The 12,369-nt window shown below is 64.1% G+C and carries 13 protein-coding genes; 6 read left to right on the forward strand and 7 right to left on the reverse strand.

Annotation, left to right across the window (positions count from 1 at the left end; all coding sequences use genetic code 11):
* The first annotated feature begins 3 nt into the window (after positions 1-3).
* The 5 genes from kdpB to C1M53_RS09575 all read left to right on the forward strand — a co-directional run bounded on the left by kdpB (position 4) and on the right by C1M53_RS09575 (position 7,027).
* Positions 4-2,043 (forward strand): potassium-transporting ATPase subunit KdpB, encoded by a 2,040-nt coding sequence (gene kdpB / locus C1M53_RS09555; RefSeq protein ID WP_129412035.1) that lies wholly within the window; start codon positions 4-6, stop codon positions 2,041-2,043.
* A 2-nt stretch (positions 2,044-2,045) separates the two neighbouring features.
* A complete protein-coding gene (kdpC, locus tag C1M53_RS09560) occupies positions 2,046-2,615 on the forward strand; it encodes a potassium-transporting ATPase subunit KdpC (protein WP_129412036.1) in 570 nt (189 codons plus the stop codon).
* A 118-nt stretch (positions 2,616-2,733) separates the two neighbouring features.
* On the forward strand, positions 2,734-5,445 hold the full coding sequence (locus C1M53_RS09565) for a sensor histidine kinase KdpD (RefSeq protein WP_129412037.1): 2,712 nt from the start codon (positions 2,734-2,736) through the stop codon (positions 5,443-5,445).
* Positions 5,442-6,134: a response regulator gene (locus C1M53_RS09570; protein ID WP_129412038.1), complete on the forward strand. Its 693-nt coding sequence runs from the start codon at positions 5,442-5,444 to the stop codon at positions 6,132-6,134. The genes C1M53_RS09565 and C1M53_RS09570 overlap by 4 nt, the downstream gene beginning before the upstream one ends.
* Before the next feature lie 146 nt (positions 6,135-6,280).
* The gene (locus C1M53_RS09575; RefSeq protein WP_129412039.1) at positions 6,281-7,027 is read left to right on the forward strand and encodes a hypothetical protein; all 747 of its coding nucleotides are present in this window, start codon (positions 6,281-6,283) and stop codon (positions 7,025-7,027) included.
* 62 nt (positions 7,028-7,089) lie between these two features.
* On the opposite strand, the gene gcvA is transcribed toward C1M53_RS09575, so the two are convergent.
* Positions 7,090-8,046 carry a transcriptional regulator GcvA gene (gene gcvA / locus C1M53_RS09580; protein ID WP_129412040.1) on the reverse strand — a complete coding sequence of 319 codons (957 nt, stop codon included), beginning with the start codon at positions 8,044-8,046 and terminating at the stop codon, positions 7,090-7,092.
* A 110-nt stretch (positions 8,047-8,156) separates the two neighbouring features.
* Here gcvA and C1M53_RS09585 point away from each other — a divergent pair, with 110 nt between their 5' ends.
* Positions 8,157-8,336: a hypothetical protein gene (locus tag C1M53_RS09585; protein WP_129412041.1), complete on the forward strand. Its 180-nt coding sequence runs from the start codon at positions 8,157-8,159 to the stop codon at positions 8,334-8,336.
* 15 nt (positions 8,337-8,351) lie between these two features.
* On the opposite strand, the gene C1M53_RS09590 is transcribed toward C1M53_RS09585, so the two are convergent.
* The 6 genes from C1M53_RS09590 to C1M53_RS09615 all read right to left on the reverse strand — a co-directional run bounded on the left by C1M53_RS09590 (position 8,352) and on the right by C1M53_RS09615 (position 12,353).
* On the reverse strand, positions 8,352-8,756 hold the full coding sequence (locus C1M53_RS09590; protein WP_129412042.1) for a type II toxin-antitoxin system VapC family toxin: 405 nt from the start codon (positions 8,754-8,756) through the stop codon (positions 8,352-8,354).
* Positions 8,753-8,986, reverse strand: coding sequence for an AbrB/MazE/SpoVT family DNA-binding domain-containing protein (locus tag C1M53_RS09595; protein ID WP_129416097.1), 234 nt, complete (start codon positions 8,984-8,986; stop codon positions 8,753-8,755). The genes C1M53_RS09590 and C1M53_RS09595 overlap by 4 nt, the downstream gene beginning before the upstream one ends.
* 98 nt (positions 8,987-9,084) lie before the next feature.
* Entirely contained in the window at positions 9,085-9,792 is a 708-nt protein-coding gene (locus C1M53_RS09600) for an ABC transporter ATP-binding protein (RefSeq protein ID WP_129412043.1), read from the reverse strand.
* Positions 9,785-10,516 (reverse strand): ABC transporter ATP-binding protein, encoded by a 732-nt coding sequence (locus C1M53_RS09605; RefSeq protein ID WP_129412044.1) that lies wholly within the window; start codon positions 10,514-10,516, stop codon positions 9,785-9,787. Before C1M53_RS09605 ends, C1M53_RS09600 begins: the two co-directional genes overlap by 8 nt.
* The gene (locus tag C1M53_RS09610; protein WP_129412045.1) at positions 10,513-11,475 is read right to left on the reverse strand and encodes a branched-chain amino acid ABC transporter permease; all 963 of its coding nucleotides are present in this window, start codon (positions 11,473-11,475) and stop codon (positions 10,513-10,515) included. Before C1M53_RS09610 ends, C1M53_RS09605 begins: the two co-directional genes overlap by 4 nt.
* A complete protein-coding gene (locus C1M53_RS09615; protein WP_129412046.1) occupies positions 11,472-12,353 on the reverse strand; it encodes a branched-chain amino acid ABC transporter permease in 882 nt (293 codons plus the stop codon). Before C1M53_RS09615 ends, C1M53_RS09610 begins: the two co-directional genes overlap by 4 nt.
* Positions 12,354-12,369: the final 16 nt, after the last annotated feature.

Below are 12,369 nucleotides of genomic sequence, written 5' to 3' on the forward strand. Positions count from 1 at the left end.
TCCATGTCGACCGCAATCCAACACAAGCTGTTCGAGCCGGCCATCCTGTGGCCGGCGCTCGGGCAGGCCTTTGCCAAGCTGGCACCGCAGAAGCTGATGCGCAATCCCGTGATCTTCGTCACCGAAGTGGTGGCAGCGCTGGTAACGCTCATGTTCCTGCGCGATCTCGTCATCGCCGGCGGCAAGCCGCTGTTCTCCGGCCAGATCGCCGCCTGGCTCTGGTTCACCGTGCTGTTCGCCAACTTCGCCGAAGCCGTTGCCGAGGGCCGCGGCAAGGCGCAGGCCGACAGCCTGCGCCGCACCAAGTCGCAGCTCACCGCGCGCAAGCTCATGTCGGAAGACGGGCTGGACGTCGCCAGCATCCCGGCCACCGACCTCAAGGTCGGTGACATGGTGCTGGTCGAGGCCGGCGAGCTGATCCCGGGCGACGGCGAAATCGTCGAAGGCATCGCCTCGGTCAACGAAAGCGCCATCACCGGTGAATCCGCCCCGGTCATCCGCGAATCCGGCGGTGACCGCTCCGCCGTCACCGGCGGCACCCAGGTGCTGTCCGACTGGATCAAGGTGCGCATCACCGCCGCCCCTGGCTCCTCCTTCGTCGACCGCATGATCGCGCTCATCGAAGGCGCCGAACGCCAGAAGACGCCGAACGAGATCGCGCTGTCGATCCTGCTGTCGGGGCTTACCCTGGTGTTCCTGATCGCCGTGGCGACGTTGTGGGGCCTTGCCGGCTATTCGGGCACGGTGCTTTCGATCACGGTGCTGGCGGCACTGCTGGTGACACTGATCCCCACCACCATCGGCGGCCTGCTGTCGGCCATCGGCATCGCCGGCATGGACCGCCTGGTGCGCTTCAACGTCATCGCCACCTCAGGCCGTGCGGTGGAAGCGGCCGGCGACGTCGACACGCTGCTGCTCGACAAGACCGGCACCATCACCTTCGGCAACCGCATGGCAACCGAATTCCTGCCGGTGCCGGGCATCCGCGCCGAGGACCTCGCCGAGGCCGCCATGCTGGCAAGCCTTGGCGACGAGACGCCGGAAGGCCGCTCGATCGTCGCGCTCGCCACCGGTGAATTCGGCATTGCCGCTCCGGCCAGGCAGCCCGACGCGATCGTGCCATTCGCGGCCGAGACCCGGCTGTCGGGCGTCGATCTCGGCGAGCGCCGCCTGCGCAAGGGCGCCGTCGATTCCGTGCTGAAGTTCACGGCACTCGATGAGACCCGCGTACCCGCTGCTTTCCGGCAGGCCGTGGAACTGGTGGCGCGCACCGGTGGCACGCCATTGGCTGTGGCCGAGGGCAGCAAGCTGCTCGGCGTCATCCATCTGAAGGACGTGGTGAAGCCCGGCATCAAGGAGCGCTTCGCGGCGCTGCGCGCCATGGGCATCCGCACCGTCATGGTCACCGGCGACAACCCGGTCACCGCGGCGGCCATCGCCTCCGAGGCCGGTGTCGACGACTTCCTCGCCGAAGCGACACCCGAGCAGAAGCTCGGCTACATCCGCAAGGAGCAGGAAGGCGGCCGCCTGATCGCCATGTGCGGTGATGGCACCAACGATGCGCCGGCACTTGCCCAGGCCGATGTCGGCGTGGCCATGCAGAGCGGTACCCAGGCCGCGCGCGAGGCCGCCAACATGGTCGACCTCGATTCCAGCCCGACCAAGCTCATCGAGATCGTCGAGATCGGCAAGCAGCTTTTGATGACACGCGGCTCGCTGACCACCTTCTCGATCGCCAACGACGTCGCCAAATATTTCGCCATCATCCCGGCGCTGTTCGTGGCCACCTATCCGGCGCTCGATAACCTCAACATCATGCGGCTCACCTCGCCGGAATCGGCAATCCTGTCGGCGGTGATCTTCAACGCGCTGATCATCATCGCGCTGATCCCGCTGGCGCTGAAGGGTGTCGCCTATCGCCCTGTGGGCGCTGCTGCGCTGCTGCGCCGCAATCTCCTCGTCTACGGCGTCGGCGGCCTGATCCTGCCCTTCGCGGGCATCAAGCTGGTCGACATCGCCGTCTCGGCTCTTCATCTGGTGTAATCATGACAAGCAATCTTCGCCCCGCCTTCGTCATGATCGTGTTGTTCACGATCCTGCTCGGCATCGCTTATCCGCTCGCCATCACCGGCGTCGGCCAGATCATCCTGCCGGCACAGGCAAATGGCAGCCTGATCCGGCAGAACGGAAGCGTCATCGGTTCCGAACTGATCGGCCAGAACTTCACCACCGACCGCTATTTCTGGCCGCGTCCGTCGGCGATCGGCAGCACGCCTTATGACGCCGGCAATTCGAGTGGCTCCAATCTCGGCACGACCTCGCTGAAACTGAAGGAACGTGTCGCGGCCGACATCCAGCGTCTGAACGGCGCCGGCATCGCCAGCCCCGTGCCAACCGATGCCGCCACCACGTCCGGCTCCGGCCTCGACCCGCACATCACGCCGGATTTCGCTCGTGATCAGGTGGCACGCGTTGCCAAGGCGCGCGGCCTGGCCGAGGCGGACGTGACCAAGCTCGTCGACGAAATACAGGAAGGCCGCCTGCTCGGCCTGATCGGTGAGCCACGCGTCAACGTGCTGAAACTAAATCTCGCACTGGATCAGCTAAAGTCTTAAATCTGAAGCATGACCCCGAACCTAGGGCCGCGAAGCAGAAAATTGCGGACTTTTCGGATAGGGATCATACGAGACAGAAAAGGAGATGGAGCGGAATGCTCGCATTCCGCTCCGGTGAATGGCTGATAGCGACCGTCATCGAGAAAAGCGCGCGGACCCCGACGCGCTGCTGGCATTGGCAGGCGCCCAGGGACGCGGTCGGCTGACCGTATTCCTGGGCGCAGCACCTGGTGTCGGCAAGACCTACGCCATGCTGTCGCGCGCGCGCCGCATGAAGGAGGACGGCGGCGATATCCTTGTCGGCCTCGTCGAGACGCACGGGCGCAGTGAAACCGCAGCGCTGCTCGAGGGACTTGAGGTGCTGCCGCTGCGCAGCAGCCCCTATCGCGGCCGCACCGTCGAGGAGTTCGATCTCGACGCGGCGCTGGCGCGTCACCCACACACCATCGTCGTCGACGAACTGGCGCACACCAACGCGCCGGAAAGCCGCCATCCCAAGCGCTACCAGGACATAGACGAGCTGCTCGCCGCCGGCATCAATGTCTGGACGGCACTGAACATCCAGCACCTGGAAAGCCTGTCGGACGTCGTCACCCAGATCACCGGCGTGCCGGTGCGCGAGCAGATCCCCGACACGGTGCTGAAGAAAGCCGACGAAGTGCTGCTGGTGGACCTGCCGCCGGCCGAACTGCTGGAGCGACTGAAGGAAGGCAAGGTCTACCTGCCCGCCAATGCGGCACGTGCAGCGGATTCCTTCTTCCGCCTCGGCAACCTGACGGCGCTGCGCGATCTGGCGCTGCGGCGCACTGCCGACCGCGTCGACGACCAGATGGTCGACTATCTCAAGCAGAACGCCATCGAAGGGCCATGGCCTTCGGCCGAGCGGCTGCTGGTCTGCATCGGCCCGGATGCGCTGTCCGAAAAGGTCGTGCGCATCGCCAGCCGTTTGGCCTCGGGCCTCAACGCACACTGGATCGTCGCGTCGATCGAACCCGTGGATCGCGCCGTTGCCGATCAGGCTGGCGAGCGCCGGCTGGACGATACCTTCCGCCTCGCCGAACGGCTCGGCGCGGAAACACGACGGGTGAAGGGCAGCGATTTCGTCGAGGAGATCCTGCGGCTGGCAAGGCGCGAGCACGCCACGCAGATCGTCATCGGCGGACGCCGGCAATCCTTCCCATGGCGCCTGTTCCGGCGCTCGCTGCCCGACGCCCTGATGGAGAAAGCCTCCGGCATCGGCGTTTATGTCGTCACCGGCGACGATGCGATGCCGCCACCGACCACGCCGGTGAAACAGCGGTCGCTTGCGCTTCGGCTGGCCCGCGAGGTCGGCACGGCTATCGCGACGGTTGCCGCCGCGACCGGCTTCGGCCTGACCATCGACGAGTGGGTGCGACTGCCGAACATCTCGATCATCTATCTTCTGGCCGTGCTGGTCTCGGCGATCAGCAGCGGCTATCTGGCGGCGATCGTCGCCGCACTCGGCTCTGCGGTTGCCTACAATTTCTTCTTCATTTCGCCTTTCTACACATTGACCATCGCCGAGCCGCACGAGGTCTTCGCACTGTTCGTCTTTCTTGCCGCCGCCATGCTCACCGGCGGGCTCACCTCGCGGCTGCGCGAACAGGCGAAGGTTTCCGGCGAACGCTCCGTAACGACCCAGACACTCTACGACTATTCACGCAAGCTTTCCGGCACGGCCAAGCAGGACGATGTGGTTTGGGCGACGGTCTCGCAGTTGCAGGGAGTGCTGTCGCGTACCGTAGCGCTGCTGCTTCCCGATCAGGGCGAGTTGCGCCTGCAGGCATCCTGGCCGCCGGACACCGAACTCGGCGTTTCGGACATGGCCGCCGCGCGCTGGGCCTATGAGAAGAGCGAGGAGGCCGGCAGCGGCACCGGCACCTTGCCCAACAGTGCCTTCCGTTTCATCCCGCTGATGAGCCCGCATGGCGTCGTCGGAGTCTGTGGCATCCAGCAGGATGGCGAGCTGCTGGATGGAACCGAGGAGAGGATGCTGAATGCCATCCTCGACCAGTCCGCCGTGGCCATCGACCGGGCGCGCCTGTCCAAGGAAAGCCTGCGCCAGGCCACGGCGCTGGAGGGCGAGCGTTTCCGCTCGGCATTGCTTGCCTCGGTGTCGCATGACCTCAAGACGCCGCTCGCCACCATCACCGGCGCCATCACCAGCCTGCGCGAACTCGGCGATAGGATGGACAGGCAGAGCCGCGACGACCTGCTTGTCTCCATCGATGAAGAGAGCGCGCGGCTGTCGCGCTTCCTCGCCAACCTGCTCGACATGACACGCATCGAATCCGGTTCGGTCGAGGCCAAGCGCGACTGGGTCGACGTTCCCGACGTGATCAACTCCACGGTGGAACGTGCCCGCAAGGTGTTTCCGGAACGCGTTGTCGAAGTGCAGCTCGCACCGGGCCTGCCATTGATCCGCGGCGACAGCGTGCTTCTGGGGCAGGTGCTGTTCAACCTTGTCGACAACGCCGACAAATATGGCGGCGCCGAGCCGATTCGCATCTATGCGCGACGTGACGAGGACGAGCTCGTCCTGTCGGTGGTCGACATGGGCAAGGGCATTCCGGAAAAGGATCTCGAACAGGTGTTCGAGAAATTCTTCCGGCGTGGCAAGCCTGACGGTCGCGCGCCGGGTACAGGGCTCGGCCTGCCGATCGCACGCGGTTTCGTCGAGGCGATGGGCGGCACCATCAAGGCCGAAAGCCCGGCCCAGAAACGAAAAGGTACACGCATGATCCTGCGCTTTCCGGTCGAAGACATGCCCGTCGAGGACCTGTCTGTCGAAGGGAGGGCAATGTCGTGAGCGGTTTCCGTGTCCTGGTCGTCGACGACGAACCGCAGATCCAGCGTTTCCTGCGCCCGGCATTGACGGCCGCCGGCTATGAGGTGATCGAGGCCGGAACCGGCGCCCAGGCCCTGAAGGCGATCGCCACGGCGGCGCCTGACCTGATCATCCTCGATCTCGGCCTGCCCGACATGGACGGCAAGGAGGTGGTCAAGAACGTGCGCGGCTGGTCCGAACTGCCGATCATCATCCTCTCGGCACGCGACCGCGAGAGCGAGAAAATCGCGGCGCTCGACCTCGGCGCAGACGACTATATCGAAAAACCGTTCGGCATCGGCGAGCTGACCGCGCGTATCCGCACCGCGCTGCGCCACCGCACCCGTGAAGATGGCGGCGTCACCGAGATTTCGGTCGACGGGCTGCATATCGACACCGTGCGCCGGCTGATCACCCGCAGCGGCGCGCCGATCCATCTTACGCCCAAGGAATACGATCTCGTGCTGATGCTGGCGCGCCATGCCGGGCGCGTCGTCACGCACAGGGCGCTGCTGACCTCGGTCTGGGGTCCGGCCCATGCCGATGACCTGCACTATCTGCGTGTCTTCGTCGGCCAGGTGCGCGGCAAGATCGAACGCGATCCTTCAGCGCCTGCGATCATCCGGACCGAACCCGGAGTCGGTTACCGCTTTGTCGGTGACGAGATGTGAGATTAGAGCGGTTCCGTTTTTCACGGAAACGTGGAAACGCTCTAAGCTTTTGTTTTCGCCGCATTTTTGTAACGCCAAGTGATTCCACTTGGCTACAAAATGCTCTATGGTCGATCGGGTCCGCCGATCATCCCTTCGGAGGCAGTGTGTTCAATTTTCTCAGGCGCAAAAATCTGCCGTCGGGTTCGGAAACGCCCGTGCCGCAGGACCCCAAGGAATGGCAACGTCGCTGGCACCAGATCCTGGACAGCTACAACGATCATCCCGATGAGAAACCCGACGACAAGGGCGTGCCAGATCCGCTGCCGGACATGGACAGCGATTTTCGATTGCAGTTCGGTTTCTGGTTCACGGATTGGAAAAGTGCTCGTCAGGCGCGCAGGCGAGCTTTCTCGATTCTGCCGCGCGGCGATCAGATGCTGGCGCGCGTGGAAGAGCATCTATCGGTCCGGCGAAAGCCGATCGATGCCGACTACGCCACCATGGTGTTGCGCAAGGGTGTCGATCTGACCAGAGAGCTTGGGGCGGAAGCAGCAGACCCCTTCGGCCATGTACGCGTGATGGAGAACCCGAAGATCTCTCCGCAGGATGCCTTTGCACGCGCGGATTCGCCCTTTGTGCATTTGCGCGCAGCACTTGGTGAGATGGCTGCCAGGGAACATGGTCAAGCCGGCAGTGCCGCTTACTATTTCCTGTCGGAACCACTCTACCGCCTCGCCTCCAGCTATGATGTTTCCGACTGGGTAAAATGGCCTCTCTGCAGCCATTCAACCGCGGGAGACGACCCCACCACCGCTGCGTATCTGCTGTGGAATGGGGGATGGTCGGCAGGTTGGGATGAAGAGGGGCTTTTTCTGTACGATCGAAGAAGAGAATTCGGACTGATTCGATGACCCGTATCGAGTTCGCGGCGCGCCGCGATCATCTGGACGGAGGTCGGTTATCGTTTCGTCGGCTACGAGAACCGAGATCGACCCGAAGTTCCAACGATCACGGCAGGGCTGCGAGCTTCGGCATTTGCCTTGAGCGACCGCTCGACCTCGACCAGTAGCCATTCGCGAAAAGCCTTGATCTTGGGCACGTTTCGGCGCGACGTCGGATAGACCAGCCAGTAGGAATGGCCGTCGTCGCCGACCAGATCGAAAGGCTGGATCAGGCGACCGTCGGCGAGCTCCGCCTGAAACAGTTCACGGGTCAGGATGGCGACACCGTGACCGGCGATCGCTGCGCTCGCCTCATACATCTGAGCGCCCATGCTGGAGGCCGTTCGTGTCGCAAGCTCGCCGGAATCGACGCCGGCCAGCTTGAACCACTCCTTCCACCAGATGTCGCCGGGATCCATGAGCGGCAGGCGGAGCAGGTCCGCCGGCTTGTTCACGCCACCAATGCTCGCGGCCAGCGCCGGGCTCAGCATCGGCGTGAAGTCGGCCGAGAACAGTTTGTGTACCTCGGTGCCGGGCCATTTGCCGCTGCCGGACCGGATGGCGATGTCGACATCCTCGCGCGCGAAGTCGATCAATCTGGTCGAGGTGTCGAGGCGAACGGCGAGAGAGGGATAGGTCATCTGGAAGGCGCCGAGCCGCTGCGCCAGCCAGTTGGAGGCGAAGGTCAGGATGGTGCTGACGCACAGGACCCCTTCGGCGCCGGAGCGGGCGGCTGAATAAGCCTCGCCGATGATGGCAAAGGCGTCGGTGATCGCCGGCGCCAGCCTCTGGCCGACGTCAGTCAATTCGATATGGCGTGGGTGCCGCAGGAAGAGCTGGGCGCCGACGCGCTCCTCCAGCAGTTTGATCTGATAGCTGACGGCAGCCTGCGTCATGCCGAGCTCGCGCGCGGCCTTGGTGAAGGACAGATGTCGCGCCACCGCTTCGAAGACGCGGGTGGCGGCAAGGGGCGGAAGCTGAAAGCTCATAAGCTGTCTTTATAGGTCATGATCGACATTCGATTGGAAACAAAGGCGCGGCGACACGACATTGAACCTCACGGATCAGATGCATTTAGGCATATCGGAGGTGTTCCGCCATGACAACGACACAGCACTTGATGTTTTCGGTTTCCGGGCACCACTGGCTGTCCTGGCTGACCGACGGGTTCGGCCGTCGCAAGAAGGCGCATCTCGATGTCAGGGAATTGTCGCCGCACCTGCGCCGCGACCTCGGCCTGCTCGACGGCAACGACCCCTGCGGCCGCTGGCAAAGCTGAATGGTGAGCTGTCCGCTACGCGTCCGGAGTAATGAGGGTCAAGGAGGGAAAGTAGGTTCGAAAACGGCCGATATCACGGGTCAGGACCGGCAATTGGGCAATCGCGGCGTGTGCACCGACAAAGAAATCCGGCAACACACCGGTCCGTGAGCCGCCGGCGCGGCGATATTGTGTAAAGACCTTCCCTGCCAGAAACAGTGCCTCGCGAGGCATCGGCAGAATCTCGAGCCCCGCCTCTTCGATGAATGTCTCCAGATCTTCAATTCGCTGATATCGCACCGGCAGCTCAGCGTAGATCACGTCATTGACGAACAATGGTCCGCCAAGACTGCGGGCCTCAAGCTGGCTGATCGACCAGTTCGCCCAATGAGGATCGTTCGTAACCAGGTCGAGCAGGACGTTGGTATCGACCCGCGTCACCCCTCGCCCCGTGTCAGCGCCATGATTGCATCCGTGCCGAGACCGCCCCCCGCATGGCCGCGCAATCTCGCGAATCGGCTCGGTGGCTGTTTCTTGTCGGCGCGCGCGATCACCACGCTACCGTCGGCGGCACGCCGAAAATCCACCTTGCTGCCCGGCACGATCCCCAGAAGGTCGCGGACCGGTTTTGGGATCGTGACCTGACCTTTCGCTGTCACCGTCGTCGCCATGTTCGCCTCGGTAATGATTTGTTTTCTGGAGGTATTACCGATTTCACTATTTTCAATCCCACGACCCGGAGAAGCCTCGCCTCCGACCAAGGTGAGGTCTATCCCACACCGACATAACGTTTGACTGCAGCCGGGTCTGCGCGCAACGCTTCGGCGGTCATGGTCTCGCGGTTGCGGCCGTTCTCGATGAAGGCGACGCGATCGGCGACGGCAAGCACCGCCTCCACCCGCTGCTCGACCAGGATGGTCGACACGCCGAGGCCGCGCAGTTTGGCAACCGTCTCGCGAATCCTGTCGATCATCGACGGCATCAGTCCTTCGGTCGGCTCATCCAGAAGCAGTACCTGCGGCTCCAGGCAAAGCGCACGCGCCATGGCCAGCATCTGCTGCTCACCGCCCGAGAGCGTGCCGGACCGCTGTTTCAGCCGTTCGCGCAGGCGTGGAAACAGCTCCAGCACCGCTTCGCGCGTGGCTGAACCCTTGCCGCGCGCCATCAGGCCGATCTCGATGTTTTCGGCGACCGTCATCTCGGCGAACAGCCGGCGGCCCTGCGGCACATAGGCAACGCCGGCTCTCGGCACCTCATGCGCTGCCAGCGTGGTCAGTTCGCGGCCTTCCAGGTCGATCGAACCGGCGGCGGCCGGCACCAGCCCCATGATCGCCTTCAGCGTCGTCGTCTTGCCAGCGCCGTTGCGGCCGAACAGGCACAGGATCTCGCCTTTGGTCAGCACGAGGTCCAGCCCATGCAGGACCTGCACCTCGCCATAGAAACAATCGAGGCCCTTGATGGTGAGCAGCTTAGCCATGCGCTGCTCCGAGATAGGCTTGCTGCACCTGGACGTTGGCACGGATTTCGGCCGGATCACCCTCGGCGATGATCCTGCCGGCGTCGAAGACGGTGATGCGGTGGGCAAGCTGCATCACCACCGGCATGTTGTGTTCGATGATCAGCACCGTGGCGTCGCGTGCGATCTCACGGATCAGGCTGACGAAGCTTTCGATCTCGCCATCGGAGAGCCCTTGCGTCGGCTCGTCCAGGATCAGCAGGCGCGGCTGCAGTGCCAGGCCCATGGCCACTTCCAGCAGGCGCTGATGACCGTAGGCGAGCTGCCCGGCCAGCGTTCCTGCACGATCCGCCAGCCCCACCTGCTCCAGCGCTTTCATGGCGCCGGTGCGTACCGCGCCCCTCGAGCGCCCGTCGGTCAACGTGCGCTGCACCGAAAGCGCTACATTGTCGTAGACGGAAAGATTGGCGAAGACGCTGGTGACCTGGAACGTGTAGGCGATGCCCAGCCGCACGCGACGATACGCCGGCAGGGCAGAAATATCGGTTCCGGCGAAATCGATGCTGCCCGACGACGGCAGGATGCGGCCGCAGATCAGGCTGACAAAGGTGGTCTTGCCGGCACCGTTCGGGCCGATGATGGCGCGGATCTCTCCCGGCATCAGGCTGAAATCGGCCTTGTCCACGGCGCGCAGTCCGCCGAAGTCGCGCGACAGGCCGCGGGTGGTCAGCAACGGCCGGGTCATGGCAGCCACCCTGTCCAGCGACGGCGGACGGCACCCAGAATGCCTTTCGGCGCGAACAGGACCAGAAGGACGAGTGCCGTGCCGACGATCAACAGCCAGGCCGAGGTGTAGCTACTGGCGATGTCGGTCACGTAGTAGATGAACACCGTGCCGACCAAAGGCCCAAGCGTGGTGGCGGCGCCACCTGCCAGCACCCACAGCAGCGGCAGGATGGAATACTGCACCGAGGCGAAGTTGGAGCCGACATACCCGAACAGCAAGGCGTATGCAGCGCCGGCAGCGGCGCAGAAAATGCCTGACAGCACGACCGCAGCCAGCTTGTTGGCGAAGGTGTCGTAGCCGAGCATGCGCGTGCGCTCCTCGTTCTCGCGGATTGCCACCAGGACGCGGCCGAAGCGCGAGCGGACGATGGCGAGCGTGGCGAACAGCACGACGGCAAACAGCAGCAGTGCTGCGAGATAGCGCACGACCGGGGACGTGAGATCGAGGCTGGCACCGCCGATCGTCAGGATGCGGCTTGCCTGTTGCAGCACCAGCCCCTGATCCCCGCCGGTCCATTGGTTGAAATAGACGATGGTCAGCACAAAGGCCTGCGCGAACATCATGGTGACGATCATGAACGCCACGCCGGAGGTGCGGAGCGCCAGGACACCCACCACCAGCGCCAGAACGGCTCCACAGCCGAGGCCGGTGACGAAAGCCGAGAGGACGCCAAGGCCGAGATAGGTTATCGCCAGTCCGCTGCCGTAAAGCCCGGCGGCAAAGAACATGGCGTGGCCGAGGCTGAGCAGCCCGGCATAACCGAACAGAAGATTGTAGCCCATGGCGAAGGTTGCCAGCACCAGGATGCGTGCGAACAGGCCATGGTGATAGTCGGGCAGCAGGAAGTTCAATGCGAACAGCACCGCCACCACGGCCACGTGCAATCCATAGATCCTTGCCGTTGACGCTTCCGTCATCGGGCCGCCGTTCCGAACAGGCCTTGCGGTCGGAAAACCAGCACCATCGCAACCACCAGCGTCGCGATGAGCTTGGCCAGCGTCGGCGAGAAGAACATCGAGACGATGCCGTCAGACAAGCCGATCAGCAGTGCCGCCACCACGGTGCCGCGCAGCGAGCCAAGGCCGCCGATGATGACGACGATGAACGACAGCAGCAGCGGATCCTGTCCCATCAGGTAGTGCGCCTGGCTGATCGGCACGATCAGCACCGCGGCGAATGCCGCCAGCATGGCTCCAAGCGCAAAGACGCCGGCATAGACCCGCTCCACCGGAATGGCGAAGGCCTGCGCCATCTCGCGGTCATATTGCGTGGCGCGCATGACAAGGCCGACCTTCGTACGCGTCAGCACCAGCCATGTCGCGATGAGCAGCAGGCCGGATGCGGCGATGATCGAAAGCTTGTAGCCGGAATAGCCGAACCAGGGCAGCAGCACGCGATAGCTGAAAGGCGGCGTCACCGGCCGCGCCTCTGGGCCATAGAAGCTCAGCGCCAGTTGCTGGATGATGTAGAGCAGACCGATGGTGGCGACGATTGTGGCTTCCGGATCATAATTGAGCCGGCGCAGCACCAGCCGTTCGGAAAGCAGGGCTATCGCACCGACCACCAGCGGTGCCACGATAAGCGCCGCCACGAAGCCGATGGCCGGATGAGCGCCGAGTGCCGTCGCCACCGCCCAGGCAAGCACCGCGCCCAGCATGAAGAATTCGCCATGGGCGACGTTGACGATGCGCATCACGCCGAACACCAGCGACAGGCCGAGCGCGGTCAGCGCCAGCACGGCCGCGGTAACCAGCCCTTCCAGGGTAGCCAGCAGAAGATGCGGTCCGAAAGCCATTCAGGTCCCGGCCTTC

Origin of the sequence: Mesorhizobium sp. Pch-S (assembly GCF_004136315.1) — a bacterium.
Taxonomy (GTDB): domain Bacteria; phylum Pseudomonadota; class Alphaproteobacteria; order Rhizobiales; family Rhizobiaceae; genus Mesorhizobium.